We start from the raw sequence: 24,547 nt of genomic DNA, 5'->3' as shown, positions 1-24,547 counted from the left end.
GTGCACCTTCCTCAGATTTTTTCGAGCGCGTAGGGAGTCGGGCCGTCGGTCAGGAGTCCGCCGACCGGCCCAGCTCGTTGTCGATGAAGGCGAGGACCTCATCGGCGCTCGCCGCCTCGATCCGTTCCGTGGTCGCGTTTTCGTCGGTCTCGGGGTCGGCGCCTTCCCACCGCGCGAGGAGCTGCCGCAGCCGCCCCGTGACCCCGGTGCGGGTGACGTCGTCGAGTACGCCCCCGGCGAGCGCCGCCTCCAGCCGGTCGAGTTCGGCCAGCGGGGACGGGCTCGTGTCCTGTGCGGTGCTGCCGCCGAGCAGTGTGGCGCCGAGATGCCGGGCGACGGCGACCGGCGTGGGATGGTCGAACACGAGGGTGGCGGCCAGCCGCACACCCGCTGCCGCGTTGAGCCGCGTGCGCAGTTCGACCGCCATCAGGGAGTCGAAACCGAGCCGGCTGAAGTCCCGGTCGGCCGGGATCGTGTCCGGGCTGGTGTGCCCCAGTACGGCGGCGGTCTCGGCCCGTACCAGGTCGACCAGAAGCGTCTCGCGCTCCTCGTCCCCCAGCCCGGTGAGGCGCCGGGCGAGAGCGCCGGCCGCGCCGCCGTGTGCGGTGGCGGCCGTACGGCGCCGGGTCCGCAGCAGCCCCCGCAGGACCGCCGGGACGTCGGCCGGGTCGCGCGGCGTGCCGGCGGCGATCCGTACCGGCACGGCCAGCGCCTCGTCGCGTTCCGTCGCGGCGTCGAACTGGGCGAGGCCCTGCTCGACCGACAGCGGCAGCATCCCGGAGCGGGCCATCCGCCCCAGGTCGGTGTCGCTGAGTCCGCTGGTCATACCGCCGTCGGACGACCACGGGCCCCAGGCCAGCGACAGGGCCGGCAGGCCGAGGCCCGCGCGGTGCTGGGCCAGCGCGTCCAGGAACGCGTTGGCCGCCGCGTAGTTGCCCTGTCCCGGACCTCCGGTGAGACCGGAGACCGAGGAGTAGAGGACGAAACCCGCCAGGTCCAGGCCCCGGGTCGCCTCGTGCAGCTGCCAGGCGGCGTCCGCCTTCGGACGCAGGGCCTGGTCGAGCAGTTCGGGGGTGAGGGAGCCGATCGTGGCATCGGCCAGCACCCCGGCGCAGTGCACGACGGCGGTCAGCGGATGCTCGGCCGGTACGGCCGCCAGCAGCCCGTCCAGCGCCGTACGGTCGGCGACGTCGCAGGCGGCGACGGTCACCTCGGCGCCCAGGGCGGTCAGTTCGGCCCGCAGCTCCGCCGCGCCCGGCGCTTCGGGGCCCCGCCTGCCGACCAGCAGCAGGTGCTTGACGCCGTGTCCGGTGACCAGGTGCCGCGCCAGTTCACCGCCCAGCCCTCCGGTACCGCCGGTGATCAGGACCGTACCGTCACGGTCCCAGGCGCGGACCGCGTGGCGCGCCTGCGTGGCGCGTTCCGGCAGCAGCGCCAGCCTGGCCACCTGTAGCTCGCCGCCGCGCAGCGCCGCCTGTGTCTCCCCGGCTGCCAGCAGTCCTGGCAGGGCGGGGAGGGCGTCGGGCAGGGCGGCCGTGTCGTCCAGGTCGAGCAGCAGGAAGCTGCCGGGGTTCTCCGACTGCGCGGAGCGCACCAGGCCCCACACCGGGGCGGCGGCCAGATCCGGTACGTCCTTGTCACCGGCGGGCACCGCGCCCCGCGTCACGAAGACCAGCCGTGATCCGGCGGTCCGCCGGTCGGCGGTCCACTGCCGCAGCAGGTCCAGCACGGCGGTCGTCACGGTCCGCACGGCTGCCGGCAACGGGCCGGGCGTACCGGTCAGGTCATGGCCGACAGGGGCCAGCACGACATCGGGCAACGGGCCTTCGGTGTCGAGGAGTTCGGTCAGAGAGTCGACGCGTACGGCGGACGGGCCGGGCAGGTCCGGCGCACCGGTCGCCCATGCCGTGTCCGTCGTGACGACCGCGTACCGGGTGTCCGCGGAGGAGCCCGCGGTCACCGGGGCAGGCACCCACTCGACGCCGAGCAGCGAGGCGCCCGCGCCTGCTGCCGTGGCGGTCGCCGCTTCGGTGAGCGGGCGCAGGGTCAGGGAGCGTACGGAGAGGACCGGCGCGCCCTCCTCGTCGGTGGCCGCCAGCGAGACGGTGTCCGCACCGGTCCGGGAGAGCCGCACACGCAGGGTGGTGGCGGAGGCGGCGTGCAGGGTCAGCCCGTGCCATTCGGCGGGCTCCGGGAGGCGGTCGGTGGCCGCGCCGTCGGTGTCCAGCAGCCCGGCCGCGCCGACCGCGGCGGTCAGCAGCGCCGGATGGATCGCGAACGCCCCGTGGGCGCCGGCCTCTTCGGTGAGTTCCACCTCGGCGAACACCTCGCCGTCCCGCCGCCAGGCGGCCCGGAGACCCAACTGCTCGGCGATACCGGCCCATTCCAGGTTCGAACCCTCCGGTTCGGGATCCAGGCGCACGGCTTCGGCGTCGGCCGGGGGCCACACGGCGGTGTCGAACCGGGCTTCCGGCGTACGGTCGCCGGCGGCCAGTACGCCGCTGGCGTGCAGGGTCCACGGCAGCTCCGCTCCGGCCTCGGGACGCGCGTGCACGTGCAGCGCGCGGCGGCCCGCTTCGTCGGCCGCGCCCACCCGTACCTGCACGCGCACCGCGCCCTGTTCGGGCACGACGAGACCTGCGGCGAGGGTGAGGTGCTCGACCTGGTCGCAGCCGACCTCGTCACCGGCGCGTACGGCCAGCTCGGCGAAGACAGCCGCCGGGAGCACGGTCCTGCCGAGCATCTGATGGGCCGTCAGCCAGGGCTGGGACTGGACGGAGAGCCGTCCGGTGAACAACACGCCCTCGCCTTCGGCCAGTTCGACCGCCGCGCCGAGCAGCGGATGGCCGGCGGCCACCATGCCGAGCCCCGACGCGTCCCCTGCGGCGGCCACCACCGAAGGCCAGAAGCGCGCGTGCCGGAACGCGTAGGTCGGCAGCTCCACCCGGCGCGCACCCGTGCCGGTGAAGATCCCCGTCCAGTCGGCGGCGACCCCGTTCGTGTGGAGCCGGGCCAGCGCGGTGACGGCGGTCAGCTCCTCGGAGCGGTCCTTGCGGAGCAGCGGTACGGTCACGGCGTCGTCCGGCAGCGATTCCCTGGCCAGGGCGGTGAGCACCCCGTCCGGGCCCAGCTCCAGGAACGTACCGACACCCTGGTCGGCCAACGTCCGTACACCGTCGGCGAACCGGACGGTCTCGCGTACGTGCCGCACCCAGTAGTCGGCGGAGCACACGTCGTCGGCGGTCGCGAGTCGTCCGGTCAGGTTCGACACCAGCGGGATCCGGGGCGCCTCGAAGGCCAGCCCGCGCGCGACGGCGCGGAACTCGTCCAGCATCGGGTCCATCAGCGGCGAGTGGAACGCGTGCGACACGGACAGCCTGCTGGTCTTGCGGCCGAGGGCGGTGAAGTGCGCGGCGATCTCCAGGACCGCGTCCTCGTCGCCCGACAGCACCACCGAAGCGGGGCCGTTGACGGCGGCGACGGAGACCCGGTCGGTCAGCAGCGGAAGAACGTCGTCCTCCGTCGCCTGTACGGCGACCATCGCACCGCCGGACGGCAGCGCCTCCATCAGCCTGGCGCGGGCGACGACCAGGGTGCAGGCGTCCTCCAGCGAGAACACCCCCGCCACATGCGCTGCGGCGATCTCTCCGATCGAGTGCCCGGCGACGAAGCCGGGCGTCACGCCCCACGACCGCACCAGCCGGAACAGCGCCACCTCGACAGCGAACAGGGCGGGCTGGGTGAACGCGGTCCGGTTCAGCGGCTCCGCGTCGTCACCCCAGATGACGTCGCGGAGCGGCCGGTCCAACTCCCCGTCCAGCCGGGCGAGTACGGCGTCCAGCGCGTCCGCGAAGGCGGGGAAGCGCCCGTACAGCTCGCGTCCCATGCCGAGCCGTTGCGACCCCTGGCCGGAGAACAGCACAGCGGCCGGCCGCTCGGCGGCCACTCCCCTGGCGACCTCGGCGACCGAGTCGCCGGACCGCAGCAGCACGGCGCGGTGCTCGAACACCGAGCGGCTGGTGGCGAGCGAGAACCCGATGTCGGCCGGCGACAGCTCGGGGCGCTCGGCCACGAAGGACCGCAGCCGCTCCACCTGCCCCTCCAGCGCGGCTTCGTCGGCACCGGACACCAGCCACGGCACGGCGGCCGGCGTCACGGCGGCCGGCGGGCGCGCGGAGGCCGCCTCCCGCGCGGGGGGACCTTGTTCCAGGATCACATGCGCGTTGGTGCCGCTGATCCCGAAGGACGACACGCCGGCCCGCCGGGGCCGGTCGGTGTCCGGCCACTCCACCTGCTCGGTGAGCAGTTCCACCGCTCCCGCCGACCAGTCGATCCGGGTCGACGGCTCACTCACGTTGAGCGTCTGCGGCAGCGCGCCGTTGCGCAGCGCCAGGATCATTTTGAGCACGCCCGCGACACCGGCAGCGGCCTGGGTGTGGCCGAGGTTCGACTTGACCGAGCCGAGCAGCAGCGGCCGCTCCGGGTCGCGGTCACGCCCGTACGTGGCGAGCAGCGCCTGCGCCTCGATCGGGTCGCCCAGCGTCGTACCCGTGCCGTGCGCCTCCACGGCGTCGACATCCGCCGGGGTGAGCCCGCCGCTGGCGAGGGCCTGGCGGATCACCCGCTGCTGCGACGGACCGTTGGGGGCGGTCAGGCCGTTCGAAGCGCCGTCCTGGTTGATCGCGGAGCCGCGCAGCACGGCCAGGATCTCGTGGCCGCCGCGCCGGGCGTCCGACAGCCGCTCGACGACGACCACCCCGACGCCTTCCGACCAGCCGGTGCCGTCGGCGGAGTCGGAGAACGCCTTGCAGCGGCCGTCGGGGGCGAGGCCGCCCTGCCGGGTGAACCCGGCGAAGCTGGTCGCGGTCGACATGACGGTGACCCCGCCGACCAGCGCCATGGAGCACTCGCCCGAGCGCAGCGCCTGGGCGGCCCAGTGCAGGGCCACCAGGGACGAGGAGCAGGCCGTGTCGACGGTGACCGCGGGGCCCTCGAAGCCGAAGGCGTACGAGAGCCTGCCGGAGATGACGCTCGCGGCGAGTCCGGTGCCGGCGTGGGCCTCCACGTCCTCGCCGGCCCGGAGGATCAGGTTGGCGTAGTCCTGGCCGTTGGTGCCGATGAACACACCGGTCCTGCTGCCGCGCAGCGTCGCGGGGTCGGTGCCGGTGCGCTCGACGGCCTCCCAGGACGTCTCCAGCAGCAGGCGCTGCTGCGGGTCCATGGCAAGGGCCTCACGCGGCGAGATCCCGAAGAAGCCGGGGTCGAAGTCGGCGGCGTCGTAGAGGAATCCGCCGTCCCGTGTCGCGCTGCGGCCCTGCCCGTCACCGGCCAGGACGTCGAGGTTCCAGCCGCGGTCCGTGGGGAACGCGGAGATGCCGTCCCTGCCGTCGGTCAGCAGCTGCCACAGGTCCTCGGGCGAACGCACCCCGCCGGGGAAGCGGCAGGCCATGCCGACGATCACGATCGGGTCGTCGGTGTCGACGCTCCCGGAGCTGACGCCCCGGGTGCCGGCAGCGAGGTCGGAACCGGTGCCGAAGTCGGGCTGCTCGCCGAGCAGTTCGGCGACCAGATGACCGGCGAGCGCCTGCGCCGTGGGGTAGTCGAACACCAGGCTGGCGGGGAGCGTGAGACCGGTGAGCCGGGCGAGCCGGTTGCTCAGTTCGACTGCGGTCAGCGAGTCGAAACCGAGGTCGCGGAAGGCCTTGTCACCCTTGATGGCTTCGGCGCCCGCGTGCCCGAGCACCGCGGCGGCCTCGGTGCGTACGGCGGCCAGCAGTACGGCCGTGCGCTCGCTCTCCGACGCGCCGAGCAGCCGCTCCCGCAGCCCGGTCGCCGCCGACTCGCTCGCCTGCCGTGCCGCGCGCGCCGTCTCCAGCGCACGCCTGGCCTCGGGCAGCTCGCTCAGCAGCGGCCCCGGCCGCAGGCTCAGCAGGGCTTCGAGCAGCTGCGGCCGGCGCAGATCGGCGACGACCACGGTCGGCTCCGGCTCCCGCACCAGGCGGAGCAGTGCGGAGACCGCCAGCTCGGGGTCGAGCAGACCGGACGGCTGCGCGGTGCCTGACGCCGTGCCGGCCGCCGTGCCTGACGCCGTGTCGGCCGCGGTGCCGGACTCAGTGTCGGGCGCCGTGGACGGTGTGTCTGCGGCCATACCGCCGCCGCCCCACGCGCCCCAGGCGACGGAGGTCGCGGGGAGGCCCAGCGAGCGCCGTCGTTCGGCCAGCGCGTCGAGGACGGCGTTGGCCGCGGCGTAGTTGGCCTGGCCCGGGTTGCCGACCGAGCCTGCGACCGACGAGAACAGCGCGAACACCGAGAGGTCCAGCTCGCGGGTCAGCTCGTCGAGCAGCAGGGCCGAGGCGACCTTCGACCGGAACACCGTCCCGAACCGCTCGGGTGTCAGACCGGTCAGCGCACCGTCGTCCAGCACGCCGGCCGTGTGCACCACAGCGGTCAACGGGCAGTCGGCCGGGATCTCTTCGAGCACTTGGCGCAGCTGCTCACGGTCGGCCGCGTCGCAGGCGGCGAGGGTGACGTCCACGCCGAGGTCCGTCAGCTCCGCCTGCAACTCCCGCGCGCCCGGGGCGTCCGGGCCACGGCGGCTGAGCAGGACGAGACGGCGGGCGCCCTCGCTCGCGAGCCGACGGGCCACCCGCGCGCCGAGCGCGCCGGTACCGCCGGTGATGAGCACGGTGCCCGACGGCTCCCAGCGCTCCTCGCGTTCCCCCACGGTCTCCGCCGTGGGGGCGGGCACCACCCGCCGGCCGAACGCTCCTGAGGCGCGGACGGCGACCTGGTCCTCGTCGCCCCGGCCCGCCAGCACGGCCACGAACCGCCGTACGGCCCGGTCGTCCAGCTCCGCCGGGAGATCGGCCAGACCGCCCCAGAGCTGCGGGTGTTCGAGCGCGGCGACCCGGCCGAGGCCCCATACGGCGGCCTGCGCCGGGCTGACCGGCGCATCGGACCGGCCGACCGACACCGCGCCCCTGGTGACCGCCCACAGCGGGGCCGCGAGGTCGGCGTCGGCGAGTGCCTGGACAAGAGCGGCGGTGGAGAGCAGGCCGCCGGGCACCCCGGTACGATCTGACTTTTCGTCAAGTGCCAGCAGTGACACGACCCCGGCGATGTCACCGCCGCTCGACGCCACCGCGTCGGACAGCCGTTCCGCGCAGTCGCTGGCGGTGTCACCGGCGTCCACGCGCACCGCGGTCTGTCCGAGACCCGCGATCAGTGGGGTCACCCATGCGTCGTCGCATGCGGTCGGGACCATTACCACCCAGGTCCCCGGCAGGGTGGCCACGGAGCTGTCCAGGGTCAGGGGCTGCCAACTCGCGCGGTAGCGCCAGGTGTCGACGGTCGAGCGGGCCTTGCGCCGGCTGCGCCACGACGACAGTGCGGGCAGTACGGCCCCGAGGGAGTCACCGTCCACGTCCAGGCCCGCCGACAGGGACGCCAGGTCCGCGCTCTCCACCGCCGCCCAGAACTCCGCGTCGGCCGGGTCGGCACTGTCCGCGGACACGGCGGGGGCCACCTCGGGCCAGAACCGCTCGCGCTGGAAGGCGTAGGTGGGCAGATCGACCCGCCGGGCGCCGGTACCGGCGAAGATCCCGGTCCAGTCGACGGGGGTGCCGGTCACGTACAGCCGTCCCAGCGCGCTGATCAGCGCCGTCTCCTCGTAGCGGTCCTTGCGCAGTGCGGGGACCACTTCGGCGTCGCCGGGCAGGGACTCGCGCGCCATCGCCGACAGCACCCCGTCGGGGCCCAGCTCCAGGAACGAACCGACGCCCTGCTCGGCCAACGTCCTCATTGCGTCGGCGAATCGGACGGACTCACGAACGTGCCGTACCCAGTAGTCGGGCGTGCACAGCTCCTCGGCGCTCGCGAGATCACCGGTCAGGTTCGACACGACGGGGATCCGCGGCGCCTCGAAGGCCAGGGTCTGCGCCACCGCGCGGAACTCGTCCAGCATCGGGTCCATCAGCGGCGAGTGGAACGCGTGCGAGACCCGCAGCCGGTTGGTCTTACGGCCCTGCTCCACGAGCTGTGCGGCGACCGCGGACACCGCGTCGTCATCACCTGAAATGACTGCTGAGGAGGGTCCGTTGACCGCCGCGATCGACACACCGTCGACCAGCAGCGGCAGCACCTCGTCCTCCGTCGCCTGGACCGCGACCATCGCACCACCGGCAGGCAGCGCCTGCATCAGCTTCGCGCGCGCCGCGACCAGACGTGAGGCGTCCGCCAGCGAGAGCACCCCGGCGACATGAGCCGCCGCGATCTCACCGATCGAGTGGCCCGCCACGAAGTCCGGGGTGACACCCCACGACTCGACCAGCCGGAACAACGCCACCTCGACCGCGAACAACCCCGGCTGCGTATAGCCGGTCTTGTTCAACAGCTCCGCATCGTCACCCCAGATGACATCCCTCAGCGAACGTCCCAACTCACCGTCCAGCTCGGCAAGTACGGCATCCAGCGCGTCCGCGAAGACGGGGAACCTGGCGTACAGTTCGCGCCCCATCCCCAGCCGCTGGCTGCCCTGACCCGAGAACAGCACCGCCGATGTCCGACCGGTGGCCGTCCCTCGGGCGACGTCCACGACACCGTCTCCGGTGGCCAGCAGCACGGCGCGGTGTTCGAACGCCGACCGGCTGGTCGCCAGCGAGAAACCGACATCCACCGGGGAGTGCCCGGTGTGGTGCTTCGCGAAGGCGCGGATCCGGCCGATCTGACCGTCCAGGGCCGCTTCGTTCTTGGCCGACACCAGCCAGGGCACCGCACGGGGCGCCACGTCCGGCGTGACCGGCGACCGGTCAGCGCCGTTCTGCGCCGGGTCAGGCTGCTCCAGGACCACATGCGCGTTGGTGCCGCTGATGCCGAAGGACGACACACCGGCCCTGCGCGCGTGTCCGGTCTCCGGCCACGCGGTGTTCTCCGCCAGCAGTTCCACGGCGCCGGCCGTCCAGTCGACGTGCGACGAAGGCTCGGTGAGGTGCAGGGTGCGCGGCAGTGTGCCGTGCCGCAGCGCCATCACCATCTTGACCAGCCCGGCGGCGCCCGCCGCCGCCTGCGTGTGACCGATGTTGGACTTGACCGAGCCGAGCAGCAGCGGCCGGTCGGCCGCGCGGTCCTGGCCGTACGTGGCGAGCAGCGCCTGCGCCTCGATCGGGTCGCCGAGCGGCGTACCCGTACCGTGCGCCTCCACCGCGTCCACCTCGGCCGGGTCCAGGCCCGCGTTGGCCAGGGCCTGCCGGATGACGCGCTGCTGGGCCGGGCCGTTCGGCGCTGTCAGGCCGTTCGAAGCGCCGTCCTGGTTGACCGCGCTGCCCCGGACGACCGCCAGCACCTGGTGTCCGTTGCGGCGCGCGTCCGACAGCCGCTCCACGACGAGTACGGCAGCGCCCTCGGACCAGCCGGTGCCGTCCGCCGAGTCGGAGAACGCCTTGCACCGGCCGTCGCCGGCCAGTCCGCCCATCCGGGAGAAGCCGGCGAAGTTGGCCGACGTGGTCATCACGGTCACACCGCCGGCGAGGGCGAGCGAGCACTCACCGCTGCGCAGTGCCTGGGCGGCGAGGTGGAGGGACACCAGGGACGAGGAGCAGGCGGTGTCGACCGACATCGCCGGGCCTTCGAGCCCGAGCGCGTACGCCAGCCGTCCGGAGACGACGCTGACGGCGAGGCCCGTGGTCGCGTGGCCCGCCATGTCGTCCTTGGAGCGCATGACGAGCCCGACGTAGTCCTGGCCGCTCACCCCGACGAAGACACCGGTCCGGCTGCCGCGCAGGGTCGCCGGGTCGATGCCGGCCCGCTCGGCGGCCTCCCAGGAGACTTCGAGCAGCACGCGCTGCTGCGGGTCCATGGCAAGGGCCTCGCGCGGCGAGATCCCGAAGAACTCGGCGTCGAAGTCGGCCACGTCCCGCAGGAATCCGCCCTGTCCCTCGGTGGCGCCGATGGTGGAATCGGCCTGCCAGCCACGGTCGGTGGGGAATCCGGTGATGGCGTCCTCGCCGGAGAGCACGAGGTCCCAGAGCCCTTCGGGGGATTCGACCCCGCCGGGGAAGCGGCAGCTCATCCCGACGATCGCGATGGGCTCGTCGGTGTCGTCGGCGGCGCGTGCCGACTCGCGTGCGGTGACGGCCGCGATGTCGGCGGCGCCGACCAGTTCGTCCAGCAGGTAGCCGGCAAGGCGGGTGGGCGTGGGGTAGTCGAAGATCAGGGTGGCGGGCAGCGTCAGGCCCGTGGCGGCGGAGAGCCGGTTGCGCAGTTCGACGGCGGTCAGCGAGTCGAAGCCCAGCTGGCGGAACTCCCGTTCGGCGACGATGGCTTCGGGTGAGGAGTGCGCGAGCACCACGGCCGCTTCGGTGCGGACCAGATCGACCAGCAGCCGGGGGCGCTCGTGCTCACTGAGCGCGGCCAGCCGCTCGACGAGACCTGCCCGGGACACGCCGGCCGCGCCGGACTTGGCCGCGCGGCGGCCGGTGCGTACGAGCCCGCGCAGGAGGGCGGGGACGCCGGCTGCCGCGGGGATCGCGCCGCCGCCGATGCCGAGCGGGACAACCAGTGCCTCGTCGCTGCCTGTCGCGGCGTCGAAGAGGGCGAGGCCCTGCTCCACGGACAGCAGGGGCATTCCGGAGCCGCTGACCCTGCGGACGTCCTTGTCCTCCAGGGTGCTGGTCATGCCGACGCCCTGCTCCCAGGCGCCCCAGGCGAGGGAGAGTCCTGGCAGTCCCTGCGCGCGCCGGTGGGCGGCGAGCGCGTCGAGGAACGTGTTGCCCGCCGCGTAGTTGGCCTGTCCCGGGCCGCCCAGGACGCCTGCCGTGGACGAATACAGCACGAAGGCGGCGAGATCGAGGTCGCGGGTCAGTTCGTGCAGGTGCCAGGCCGCGTCGACCTTCGGCCGCAGGACCGTGTCCAGCCGCTCAGGCGTCAGCGAACCGACCACGCCGTCGTCCAGCACACCCGCCGTGTGCACCACGGCCGTCAGCGGATGGCCGGAAGGCACCGAAGCCAACAGCGCGGCCAGCGCCTCCCGGTCCGCCACATCACATGCCTCGACAGCGACCTCTGCACCCAGCGTCCGCAGCTCGGCGGCCAACTCGGCCGCGCCCGGCGCCTCGATACCGCGCCGGCTCGTCAAGAGCAGCTGCCTCACGCCGCGTTCAGCGACGAGATGCCGGGCCAGTACCCCACCGAGACCGCCGGTCCCGCCGGTGATCAGGACGGTTCCTTCGGCGTCCCATACGGGCGGCATGCTCAGCACGATCTTGCCCACGTGCTTGGCCATGCTCATGAACCGGAACGCGTCCCGCGCCCGGCGTACGTCCCAGGTGCGGACCGGCAGCGGCTCCAGCACTCCCTGCTCGAACAGCTCCATGAGAGCGGTCAGCATCCGCTGGATACCGGCCGGGTCCACCCAACCGAGGTCGAACGAACGGTAGTTCACTCCGTCGGGCAGCTCCGCCTCGTCGCGGATGTCGGTCTTGCCCATCTCCAGGAACCGGCCGCCGGGCGCGGTCAGCCGCAGCGAAGCGTCCACGAACTCGCCCGCGAGCGAGTTCAGTACAACATCGACACCCCGGCCGCCGGTGACCGCGTCGAACGCCGTCGCGAAGTCCGTCGTACGCGAGGAAGCGATGTGATCGTCAGCGACACCCAGCGACCGCAGGACGTCCCACTTGCCCTCACTCGCCGTAGCGAACACCTCGGCGCCCAGATGGTTCGCCACCTGGATCGCCGCCATCCCCACACCACCGGCGCCCGCGTGGATCAGCACCTTCTCACCGCGCTCAAGCCCGCCCAGCTCCACCAGCGCGTGATAGGCCGTCAGGAACACCAGCGGCATGGAAGCCGCCGTCTCCCACGACCACCCCTCGGGTACGGGGGTCATCCGGCGTTCGTCGCCGACGACATGGGTGCCGAAGCCGCCGAACAGCATGCCGGTGACCCGGTCGCCGACCCGCAGATCGGTCGCGTCAGGGCCGGTCCCGACCACCACACCGGCCGCCTCGGAGCCGAACAGCCCCGCGTCGCCGGGGTACATGCCCAGGGCGTTGAGGACATCGCGGAAGTTCACGCCCGCCGCGCGGACCTCGACCCGTACGTCACGTCCGGTCAGCGGCTCGAGGACCTCGGGGAACGGCGCCAGCGTGAGCCCGTCCAGGCTGCCCTTCGCCCGGCTGCCCAGCCGCCACGGCACCCCGGCCGGGGGTACGAGCCCCGTGCCCGACTCCAGCCGCGCGAGCCGGCCGACCCGTAGCGCGCCCGCGCGGACCACGGCCTGCGGTTCGTCGGCGTCGACCAGGCCCGGCAACGCGGGGATTACGGCAGCTGATTCGTCCGACGCGTCCACGTCCACCAGCAGGAACCGGCCCGGGTTCTCCGCCTGCGCGGACCGTACAAGACCCCATACGGAGGCGGCGGCCACGTCGGAGACGTCTTCCGCGCCGTCCTCGACCGCGCCGCGCGTGACGAACACCAGCAGCGAGGCGGCGAACCGGTCGTCGGCCAGCCACTCCCGCACCAACGTCAGCGCGTGACCGGCGAGTTCGTGCGCGGACTCGGCGGCGCGCGCGCTGTCGCCCTGGAGCGGCACGGCCACGACCTCCGGCACCGTCCCGCCGTCGGCCAGCTCGTCGAGCGTGGCGACCGGAGGGCTGAGCCGTATCCCGGCCGTCGCGCCGAGAGCGGTCGTCAGGCTCAGGTCGTCCCGGCCGAGCACCACCCAACCGGTGTTCTCGGAGACCTTCTCCGGCTTGCCCTGCACCCAGTCGACCCGGAACAGCGAGTTCAGTTCGTCGCGGCGGGCCGTGGCCGCCGGCTGGGGTCCCGCAGCGCGCAGGACCAGCGACTCCACCGAGATCACCGGCTCGCCCTGCGGGTCGACGGCCGCCAGCCGTACCGAGTCCTGGCCGTTGCTGGTCACCCGTACGCGCAGGCCGGCCGCCCCTGAGGCGTGCAGCGACACACCGTTCCACGCGAACGGCAGCAGGCTGCGGTCGTCGCCGTCCGCGCTCGCGAACACCGTGCTGTGCAGGACGGAGTCGAACAGCGCCGGGTGCATCCCGTAGGAGTCCGCGTCGCTGACGTCACGGTCGAGTGCCACCTCGGCGAAGATCTCGTCGCCACGGCGCCAGACGGCGCGCAGCCCGCGGAAGGCGGGGCCGTACTCAAGACCGTTGCCCGCGTAGCGGTCGTACAGACCCGCCACGTCCACCACGGTCGCGCCCTTGGGCGGCCATACGGAGGCGTCGAAGTCGAGCCGCCGCTCCCCTTCACCGATCCGCCCGGAGGCGTGCAGTGTCCACTCGTCGTCGGGGGCGTCGGCGGGGCGTGTGTAGAACCGCAGTTCACGGCGGCCTTCGTCGTCGGCGCCGCCGACGGCGATCTGGACCTGGACCGCGCCGGTGCGGGGCAGGATGAGCGGGGCCGCCAGCATCAGTTCCTCGACCCGGTCACAGCCGGCCTGGTCGGCGGCGCGGATCGCCAGCTCCAGGAATCCGGTGCCGGGGAAGAAGACCATGCCGCTGACGACATGGTCCGCCAGCCAGGGGTGGGTGGCCAGCGACAGCGTGCCGGTGAGCAGCAGTTCGTCGGAGCCGGCCACGGACATGGCGGCGCCGAGCAGCGGGTGGTTGGCGGAGGTCAGCCCAAGCCCGGCCGCGTCCGCGGGACGGAAGGTCGTCTTCGGCCAGAACCGCTCGTGCTGGAAGGCGTACGTCGGCAGCTCGACCTGACGCGCGCCGGTTCCGGCGAAGAACGCCGGCCAGTCGACGCGTACACCGCGCACATGCAGCTGGGCCAGCGCGGTGACGGCCGCGGTCTCCTCGGGCCGGTCCTTGCGGAGTGACGGTACGGTCGCCGCGCCGCCCGGGACCGATTCCTGCGCCATGGCGGAGAGCACACCGTCGGGCCCCAGCTCCAGGAACGTGGCCACCCCCTGCTCGCCCAACGTCCGTACGCCATCGGCGAATCGGACCGCCTCGCGGACATGCCGGACCCAGTACCCGGCGGAGCACAACTCGTCGGCGCTCGCGAGCCGGCCGGTCAGATTCGATACCACCGGCACCGAAGGCTCGGCGTACGTCAGGGTCTCCGCGACGGCACGGAAGTCGTCCAGCATCGGGTCCATCAGCGGCGAGTGGAAGGCGTGCGAGACGCGCAGCCGGCTCGTCCTGCGACCCTGCTCCTGGAGCAGGGAGGCGACCGCGAGGACAGCGTCCTCGGCACCCGAAACCACCACGGAAGAGGGCCCGTTGACGGCTGCGACCGACACGCCGTCGACCAGCAGCGGCAGCACCTCGTCCTCCGTCGCCCGCACCGCCACCATCGCACCACCGGCCGGCAGCGCCTGCATCAACGAAGCACGCGCCACCACCAAACGGCACGCGTCCGTCAACGAGAACACTCCGGCGACGTGTGCGGCGGCGATCTCACCGATCGAATGCCCTGCCACGAAGTCCGGTGCCAGACCCCAGGACTCCCACAGCCGGAACAGCGCGACCTCGACCGCGAACAGCGCGGGCTGCGTGCAGCCGGTCTCGTTCAGCAGGTCCGCGTCGTCGCCCCAGATGACATCTCGCAGCGGACGGTCCAACTCGTCGTCCAGCTCGGCCAGTACGGCGTCCAGCGCCTCGGTGAAGACCGGGAACCGCTCGTACAGCTCCCGGCCCATGCCGAGCCGCTGCGAACCCTGACCCGAGAACAGCACCGCGTACTTCGTACGCCCGGTCACCGTGCCCTCGACCGCGCCCGGGGCCGCGCCGTCGGCGAGCCAGGCCTCCAGCGCCCGGCGGCCCGCTGCGGCGGTCCCGTCGGCGACGACGGCGAGGCGGTGCTCCATGCTCGCCCTGGTCGTCGCCAGGGACAGCGCCGTGTCCACAGGACGCAGATCCGGTTCGCGCTCAAGTCGGCCGAGCAGCAGGGTCGCCTGGTCCCGCAGTGCCTCGGCGGTCCGTCCCGAGACGACCCACGGCACAGCGGTGGCAGCGCGGGTGGGGGTGGTCTCCGCCGGTTCGGCGGGGGCGGCCCCGACGGCCGGGGCCTGCTCGATGATCACGTGCGCGTTGGTGCCGCTGACCCCGAACGAGGAGACTCCCGTACGGCGCGGGCGGCCCGCGTCCGGCCACTCGCGGGCCTCGGTGAGCAGGTCGACCTTGCCCGCCGACCAGTCGACGTGCGACGAGGGCTCGTCCGCGTGCAGGGTCTTCGGGACGACGCCGTGCCGCATCGCCATGACCATCTTGATGACGCCCGCGACGCCGGAAGCGGCCTGGGTGTGGCCGATGTTGGACTTCACCGAGCCGAGCAGCAAGGGCTGTTCGCGGTCCTGTCCGTAGCCGGAGATGAGGCTCTGTGCCTCGATGGGGTCGCCCAGCGGTGTGCCGGTGCCGTGCGCCTCCACCACATCGACGTCGGCGGGGGCGAGCCCCGCGTTGGCGAGCGCCTGCCGGATGACCCGCTGCTGCGAGGGGCCGTTGGGCGCGGTGAAGCCGTTGGAGGCGCCGTCCTGGTTGACCGCGGAGCCGCGGACCAGGGCGAGGACGGGGTGTCCGTTGCGCTGGGCGTCCGACAGGCGCTCCAGCATCAGCACACCGGCGCCCTCGGACCAGCCGGTGCCGTCGGCGGACTCGGCGAACGCCTTGCACCGGCCGTCGCGCGCCAGACCGCCCTGGCGGCTGAACTCGATCAGCGACCCGGGCGTCGACATCACATTGACGCCGCCCGCGAGCGCGAGACCGCACTCGCCGTTGCGCAGTGACTGCACGGCCAGGTGGAGGGCGACCAGCGACGACGAGCACGCGGTGTCGACCGTGATCGCGGGGCCTTCGAGCCCGAGGGTGTACGAGAGCCGGCCGGACACGGCACTGGCGGCGATGCCGGTGCCCACGTCGCCGGTCGCGTCGTCGAGCGACCTGACCAGCAGGTAGGCGTAGTCCTGGCCGTTGGTGCCGATGAACGCGCCGGTCCTGGAGCCCCGCAGCGTGGTGGCGTCGATGCCGGACCGCTCGACGGCCTCCCAGGTGGTCTCCAGCAGCAGCCGCTGCTGGGGGTCCATGGTGGCCGCCTCGCGGGGCGAGATGCCGAAGAAACCGGGGTCGAAGTCGGCCACGCAGTCCAGGAATCCGCCCTGTTGGCTGACGGAGGTGTCGCGCGCGTCGGTGGAGCTGTCGCGCAGCGCTTCCAGGTCCCAGCCCCGGTCGGTGGGGAATCCGGAGATGGCGTCGGTGCCGGAGGCGACGAGGTCCCAGAGTCCTTCGGGGGAGACGACGTCGCCGGGGAACCGGCAGCTCATTCCGACGACGGCGATGGGTTCCTTGGCCGCCGCGACGAACATGCGGTTCTGCCGCCTGAGCCGCTCGGCCTCCTTCATCGAGGCGCGGAGTGCTTCTACGACACCCGCGGTGGGGGCATTTTCGGTGGGGGCATTCATCGTCTGCTCCGTCACTCTCGCGCTACAGGTCGGACTGGCCGTTGAGCGCGGCCCGCACCAGGTCAGCCACGTCCATCGAGTCGATGGACTCCTTGGGTTCGCCGTCCTCCGCCGGGGCTGCCCCGCCCCGTTCCGCAAGCTGGAGCAGCGGCTCGAGTACGCCGATGTCCCGCAGTCGCGCGAGCGGTACGGAGGCCAGCAGGGCCCGGATCTCGGTCTCTTGTGCGTCGGTGTGTGCTTCGGGGCCCTGGTCGGGGACGAGTTGGCCGAGCACATGCTCGGCGAGGGCCGTGGGGGTCGGATGGTCGAAGGCGAGTGTCGCCGTGAGGCTCAGGCCGGTCGCCGCGTTGAGCTGGTTGCGCAGCTCGACGGCTCCGAGCGAGTCGATGCCGAGGTCGCGGAAGGAGCGTTCGGCGCCGACGGCTTCGGTGTCCGGGTAACCCAGTACCTGGGCGGCCCGGGTACGGACCAGGTCCACGACGACGTCCAGGCGCCGGCCCGCCGGCAGGCCCATGAGCCGGTCCCGCAGGCCGTGTTCGTCCTTGCCGCTCCCGGGCGCCGCGGCCCGCGCCGCCAGCATGTCCCGGTATCCGGGGAACTCCTTGAGCAGGGCGCTCGGCCGGGCGGCGCCGAAGGCACCCACGAAACGCTCGACGGCGACCTCGGCGACCACTGCGGTCGGCTCGGGCTCCATGACCAGCCTGAGCAGTGCCTCGCAGGCCAGCTCCGGGTCCATGGCGCCGACCCCGGCGCGCTTGGCCGCTTCGTCGGCGCCGGCTCCCTCGGCCATCCCGCCGCCGCCCCAGGCTCCCCAGGCGATCGAGGTCGCCGGGAGATCCAGTGCCCTGCGCCGCTCGGCCACGGCGTCGAGCACCGCGTTGGCCGCCGCGTAGTTGGCCTGGCCGAGGTTGCCGACGGCGGCCGACGCGGAGGAGAAGAGCACGAAGGCCGTGAGGTCGAGCTCGCGGGTCAGCTCGTCGAGCAGCAGGGCCGAGGTCACCTTCGCGCGGAACACCGCCTCGAACCGCTCGGGGGTGAGCCGGTCGAGCACCCCGTCGTCCAGGACCCCGGCCGCGTGCACCACGCCGGTCAGCGGGTGCTCGGCCTGGATGTCCGCGAGTACGGCGGCCAGTTGGGCGCGGTCGGCGACGTCGCACGCGGCGACGGTGACATCGGCGCCCAGCTTGTCGAGTTCGTCCCGCAGGGCCTCGGCGCCCGGTGCGTCCGGGCCGCGGCGGCTGAGCAGCACCAGATGCTGAACGCCGTCCCTGGCCAGCCGGCGGGCCACATGGGCGCCGAGGGCGCCGGTGCCACCGGTGATCAGTACCGTGCCCTTCGGGTCCCATGCGCGGGCGGGCTGCTTGCCGGGGGCCCGCACCAGTCGTCGGGCGAGGACGGCGGAGGCCCGTACGGCGATCTGGTCCTCGCCTTCCGTCCCGGCGAGCGCTCCGGCGAAGCCTGCGGCCGTACGCTCGTCCAGCCGCTCGGGCAGGTCGATCAGACCGCCCCAGCGCTCGGGGTATTCGAGCGCCGCGACCCGGCCCAGGCCCCACACGGCGGCCTGGAGCGGGTTGCGTGGTGTGTCCGTGCGGTGCACGGACACGGCTCCCCGGGTGACGGACCAGAGCGGCGCGTCGATCCCGGCGTCACCCAGCGCCTGGAGCAGCACAGCGGTGAGGGCGACGCCCTCGGGCACGCTGCCCGGCACGGTGTCGCGCAGCGCGAGGAGCGAGACGACCCCGGCGAACGGCGCGCCGTCCTCGGCGGCCGTCTGCTCGGCGAGGGCGCGCAGCTCGCCGGCCAGCGCGGCCCGGTCCTGCGGTCCTGGTGCCACCGGTACCCGTACGACGTTGGTGCCCAGCGCGTCGAGCGCGGCGGCGACCCAGGCGTCCTCGGTGTGTTCCTCGGGCACCACGGCGAGCCATGTACCGCTCAGGGGCTTGCGGTTGGCGGTACTGGCGCCGGCCAGTGACTTCCATACGATGCGGTGCCGCCAGCTCTCGACGACCGACTCGTCCTGGCGGTTCCTACGCCAGTCGAGGAGCGCGGGCAGCACCTTCGACAGTGTGTCGCCCTCGATGTCCAGGACGGATTCCAGGGAGCTGAAGTCCTCCTGCTCCACCGCTTCCCAGAACGCGCGGTCCGTCGCGTCGGACTCCTGCGGGGCGGCGGCCGGTACGGTCGCGCCGGGCAGGGAGTCCGGCCAGAACCGGTCACGCTGGAAGGCGTACGTCGGCAGGTCGACCCACTGGGCGCCGGTGCCGGCGAAGAACGCGGACCACCTCGGGCCCGCCCCGAGGACGTGCAGCCGGGCGACTGCGGCGACCAGGGTCGCTTCCTCGTCGCGGCCCTCGCGCAGGACCGGCACGGCCGTCGCGCCCTGGGGCGCCGACTCCTGGGCCATGGCGGCGAGTACCGCGTCCGGGCCCAGTTCCAGGAAGGTGGTGACGCCTCGGTCCGCCAACGTCCTTACCCCGTCGGCGAATCGGACGGCTTCGCGGACGTGCCGTACCCAGTGGTCGGGCGAGCACAGCTCGTCGGCGGTCGCCAGGGCGCCGGTCAGGTTCGACACCAGCTGGATCCGGGGCGCCTCGAAGGTCAGGCTCCGGGCCACCGCGCGGAACTCGTCCAGCATCGGGTCCATCAGCGGCGAGTGGAACGCGTGCGAGACCCGCAGCCGGCTGGTCTTACGGCCCTGCTCCGCGAAGTGCGCGGCGACCTTCAGAGCCGCGTCCTCGTCACCCGAAATCACCACCGAGGAAGGCCCGTTGACGGCCGCGACCGAGACGCCGTCGACCAGCAGCGGCAGTACCTCGTCCTCCGTGGCCTGGATCGCGACCATCGCACCACCGGCAGGCAGCGCCTGCATCAACGAAGCACGCGCCACCACCAGACGCGACGCGTCCGCCAGTGAGAACACCCCGGCCACATGAGCAGCGGCGATCTCACCGATCGAGTGCCCCGCCACGAAGTCCGGGATCACACCCCACGACTCGACCAGCCGGAACAACGCCACTTCGATCGCGAACAACGCCGGCTGGGCAGAGCCCGTCCCGTTCAGCAGGTCGGCGTCGTCACCCCAGATGACATGCCGCAGCGAGCGGCCCAACTGGGCTTCCAGCTCGGCCAGTACGGCGTCCAGCGCGTCGGCGAAGGCGGGGAACCGGCCGTACAGCTCCCGGCCCATCCCCAGCCGCTGCGAGCCCTGTCCCGAGAACAGGAACGCGCGCTTGCCGACCCGTTCCACGTGGTGCTCGACCAGTTGGGGGACGGCGCTGCCTCCGGCGAGGGCGGCGAGCCCGTCGAGCAGACCCTCGCCCCCGGTCACGGAGACGGCGGCCCGGTGCTCGAAGGTGGAGCGGGTGGTCGCGAGGGAGAAGGCCAGATCGGTCAGGGCGGTGTCCGGGTGCGCCGTCACGTGGGCGAGCAGCCGTCGGGCCTGGTCGCGCAGCGCGCTCTCGGTCCTGCCGGACAGCAGCACCGGCAGCGTGCCCGGCTCGCGTGCGGCCTCTTCGGCCCCTTCGGGAGCGGTGGGAGCCGGGGCGGCGGCGTCGGTCTCCGGTGCCTGTTCCAGGATGACGTGTGCGTTCGTACCGCTGGCGCCGAACGAGGAGACCCCGGCGCGGCGCGGGCGGCCCGCTTCCGGCCAGGCGACCGGTTCGGTGAGCAGCCGGGCGGCACCCGCCGTCCAGTCCACGTGCGACGACGGTGTCTGGGCGTGGAGCGACTTGGGCAGGGTGCCGTGCCGCATCGCCATCACCATCTTGATCACCCCGGCGACGCCCGAAGCGGCCTGGGTGTGACCGATGTTGGACTTGAGCGAGCCGAGCAGCACGGGGCGCTGCGGGTCGCGGTCCTGGCCGTAGGTGGCGAGCAGGGACTGTGCCTCGATCGGGTCACCGAGTTTGGTGCCCGTGCCATGCGCCTCGACGGCGTCCACATCGGCGGGCGCCAGGCCGGAGTTGGCGAGTGCCTGCCTGATCACCCGCTGCTGCGCCGGTCCGTTGGGCGCTGTCAGTCCGTTGGAGGCACCGTCCTGGTTGATGGCGGAGCCGCGCAGGACCGCGAGGACGTGGTGGCCGTTGCGCCGGGCGTCGGAGAGCCGCTCGACGACGAGCATGCCCACGCCCTCGGCCCAGCCGGTGCCGTCCGCCTCTTCGGAGAACGCCTTGCACCTGCCGTCGGTGGACAGGGCGCCCTGGGCGGTGAATTCCACGAAGCCCACCGGGGTGGCCATGACGGTGACTCCGCCGGCCAGCGCGATCGAGCACTCGCCCGAGCGCAGTGCCTGCGCGGCCAGGTGGAGTGCCACCAGGGACGAGGAGCAGGCCGTGTCCACCGAGACCGTGGGCCCCTGGAGGCCGAAGGAGTAGGCGAGCCGGCCGGAGAGGAGACTCGCCGACTGGGCGGTCTCCCACTGTCCGTACTCCGTCGGGGGCCGGTAGTCGCCGCTGCCGCCGCCGACGTAGACGCCGGTGGTCGCGCTGCCGCGCAGGGTCGCCGCGTCGATGCCGGCCCGCTCCAGCGCCTCCCAGGCGGCTTCGAGCACGATGCGCTGCTGCGGGTCCATCACCATCGCCTCGCGGGGCGAGATGCCGAAAAGACCGGGGTCGAAGTCGGCCGCGTCGTGGAGGAAGCCGCCGTTGCCGGTGGCGCTGCGGCCCCGGCCGCCCTCTCCGCCGCCGCCGAGCAGGGTGTCGAGGTCCCAGCCGCGGTCGGTGGGGAACTCACCGACAGCGTCGGTCCCTTCGGTGACGAGCTTCCACAGGTCCTCGGGCGAGCCGACGCCTCCGGGGTAGCGGCAGGCCATGCCGACGATCGCGACGGGGTCGTCGCCGATGTGCCCGGACGCCGCCACGGGCGCCGCGGCGTCGGGCAGTTCGCCGAGCAGCAACGTCCGTAGCCGGGTTGCCAGTTCGGCCGGGGTCGGGTGGTCGAAGACGAGGGTGGCCGGCAGGCTGAGGCCGGTCGCCGTCATGAGCTGGTTGCGCAGGTCGACCGCGGTCAGCGAGTCGAAGCCGAGGTCGCGGAACGGCAGGTCGGACTCGACCGCGTCGGCGCTCGTGTGGCCGAGCACCGTGGCGACCTTCTCCGTGACCAGCGAGAGCAGCGCGTCGGCCCGTTCGGTGTCGGGCAGTGCCAGCAGTTCCTGCCGGTAGCTCCCGGCGGCGGACTCCTCGTCCCTGCGGTCGTGTTCGGCCGCCGTGAGCGCGGCGCGGGCCTCCGGGATGTCCGCCAGCAGGGTGCTGCGGCGGCTCGCGGTGAAGGCGGGGGCGAAGGTCGCCCAGTCCACGTCGGCGACGGTCACGGCGCTCTCGCCGTCGGCGACGGTACGGCCGAGGGCGGCCAGCGCGGCGTCGGCGGCCATGACGGGCAGTCCGTTCAGCCGCAGGTGCGCGGCGGTCGCCCGGTCCACGGTGTCCGTCCAGGCGCCCCAGGCGACGGACAGGGCGGTGGCGCCCCGGTCGCGGCGCTGCCGGGCGACGGCGTCCGCGTAAGCGCCGAGCGCGGCCGGTGTCTCCTGGCTGCGGACGCCCCAGACTCCGGCGACGGAGCCGAACAGGACGAACGCGTCCAGGGGCCGGTCGCCGAGCACGGCGTCGAGTTGGACGACTCCGGCCAGCGCCGCGGAGAGTGCAGCTGGTCCGGAGCCGGGCTCTGTGGTGTCGTCGGCGGCCTCTTCGGCGTGGACGACGGCGGTCAGCGGCCTGTCGTCGGGTATCGCCGCCAGCAGCGCGGTGAGCGCTTCGCGGTCGGACACCTCGCAGACGGCCGCGGTGACGGTGGCGCCGAACGCGGTCAGTTCGGCTTCGAGCGCGGCGGCGTCCGCCGGCTCCGGCTCGTCGCGGGTGGTCAGTACGAGGTGCTGGGCGCCCTCGCGGGCCAGCCAGCGGGCGACCAGGCCGCCCGTCGTGCCCGTACCTCCGGTGACCAGGACCGTGCCGGTGGGCTGCCACGAGCCGCCCGCCGGGTCCGGTGCCGTACGGCTCAGCCGGCGCCCGAGGGCGCCGGTGGCGCGGACCGCGATCTGGTCCTCGCCGTCCTGGCCGGTCAGGGCGGCGGCGAAGGCCGCGGCCGCCCCGTCGTCGACGGTTTCCGGCAGGTCGACCAGGCCGCCCCAGCGGTCGGGGTGCTCCAGTGCCGTGACCCGGCCCTGGCCCCATACGGTGGCCTGTCCCGCGTTCAGCAGGGGGTCGGAAGCGGCGGTGGAGACGGCGCCGCGGGTGACGCACCACAGCGGTGCGTCGATGCCCGCCCCGTCGAGCGCCCGCAGCAGTGCGGTCGGCCAGGCGAGGTCCGGCGGCAGGTGCGCCCCGGCGCCCGCCGTGTCCGGGGCGGCGGTGGCGAGCAGCGACACGACACCGGCGTAACCGGTCCCTTCGCCGCGCGCCGTCGTCAGCAGCTGGGCCAGCCCCGCGTGGTCGTACGGGTCGGCCTCCACCCGTACCGCTCCCGCGCCGAGTGCGGTGACGGCGGCGGAGGTCCAGGTGTCGTCGGCGTCGAAGGCCGGCACGATGACGAGCCAGTCGCCGGACGGCGCTGCCGTGGCGGGCGCGTTCGCGGGGAGTGCGGTGAGCGGTGTCCAGGTCTCGCGGTAGCGCCAGTTCTCCCCCGCCGACTGCTCGCCGCGGCGGCGGCGCCACGCGGACAGCGCGGGCACCATGGCGGTGACGGTGTCGCCGTCCAGATCGAGCGAGGCGGCCAGCGACTCCAGGTCCGCGCGCTCCACGGCCGACCAGAACTCGGCGTCGACCGGGTCAGGCCCGCCGAGGGCGGCCACGACCGCGGGCTCGGGCCAGTACCTCTCGCGCTGGAAGGCGTACGTGGGCAGTTCGACGCGGGACGCTCCGGTACCGGCGAAGTACGCGGACCAGCGCGGTCCTGCGCCGTGCGTGTGCAGGGTGGCCAGCGCGGCGGTCACGGCCGCTTCCTCGCCCTGGTCCTTGCGGAGCAGCGGCACCACGGCCGGGGCGGGTTCGACGCCCTCCAGGCTCTGCTGGGCCATGGCCGACAGCACACCGTCGGGGCCGAGTTCCACGAAGGTGGAGACCCCGGCGTCCCGCAGGGTGCGGACACCGTCGGCGAACCGGACGGCCTCCCGCACGTGCCGTACCCAGTAGGCGGGCGAGGCCAGTTCCCGCGCCGTGGCGAGCCGGCCGGTCAGGTTCGACACGACGGGGATACGGGGCTCGTCGAACGCCAGGCTCTCGGTGACGCGGGCGAAGTCGGCGAGCATCGGGTCCATCAGCGGCGAGTGGAAGGCGTGCGAGACGCGCAGCCGCCGGGTGCGGCGGCCGTCGGCTGCGATCAGGTCGGCGATCACCTGGACGGCCTCCTCCGTGCCGGCCACGACGAGCGCCTGCGGCCCGTTGACCGCGGCGATCGAGACGTCGTCGCCGAGCAGCGGGGTGATCTCGTCCTCGGTGGCCTGCACAGCGACCATCGCGCCGCCCTGGGGAAGCGCCTGCATCAGCGAGGCGCGCGCGGCGACCAGCCGGCAGGCGTCGGCCAGGGTGAAGACGCCCGCAGCGTGCGCTGCGGCGATCTCACCGATCGAGTGTCCTGCCACGAAGTCCGGGGTCATGCCCCACGACTCCAGCAGCCGGAACAGCGCGACCTCGACGGCGAAGAGGGCCGGCTGGGTCCAGCCTGTCTCGTCCAGCAACTCCGCCTCGAAGGTACCCGGTTCGGCGAACAGCACCTCACGCAGCGGGGACTTCAGCTCCGTGTCGAGATGGGCGAGCACCGCGTCGAGGGCCTCGGCGAAGACGGGGAACCGCTCGTACAACTCCCGTCCCATGGCGGCCCGTTGGCTGCCCTGGCCGGAGAAGAGGAACGCGGTCCTGCCGGGGGCGCGGCTCGCGGCGCCGCGTGCGGCCTCCCGTACGCCGTCCGGTCCCGCGAGCAGTACGGCACGGTGCGGGAAGAGCGTACGGTCCGAGGCGAGCGAGTGGCCGACATCCAGGGCGGAGAGCCCGCTGTGCGGGGCCGCGTAGGCGGTGAGCCGGTCGATCTGGGCCTGGAGCGCGTCGCGGGTCCTGCCGGAGACGATCCACGGCACGAGTGTCGGCGCGACGGCGGGGGCCGCCGTCTCCGGCTCCGCGGCGGGCTGTTCGACGGCTG

General features: G+C 73.5%; 2 protein-coding genes (1 of these 2 only partly in view). Both read right to left on the bottom strand.

The window, feature by feature from the left end:
• Nucleotides 1-49: 49 nt before the first annotated feature.
• Entirely contained in the window at nt 50-16,423 is a 16,374-nt protein-coding gene (locus OHS57_RS34335) for a type I polyketide synthase (protein WP_443043014.1), read from the bottom strand.
• A gap of 22 nt (nt 16,424-16,445) precedes the next feature.
• A protein-coding gene (locus tag OHS57_RS34330) for a type I polyketide synthase (RefSeq protein ID WP_328584461.1) crosses the window boundary here: on the bottom strand, nt 16,446-24,547 show its 3' portion. It continues 20,500 nt past the right edge of the window; the window shows 8,102 of its 28,602 coding nt (coding positions 20,501-28,602); its start codon lies off the right edge, out of view — the gene reads right to left on this strand; it ends in the stop codon at nt 16,446-16,448.

The sequence above is a fragment of the Streptomyces sp. NBC_00370 genome, from assembly GCF_036084755.1.
In the GTDB taxonomy this organism is placed as follows: Bacteria; Actinomycetota; Actinomycetes; order Streptomycetales; family Streptomycetaceae; genus Streptomyces.
This window is presented reverse-complemented; position numbering and strand designations above follow the sequence as displayed.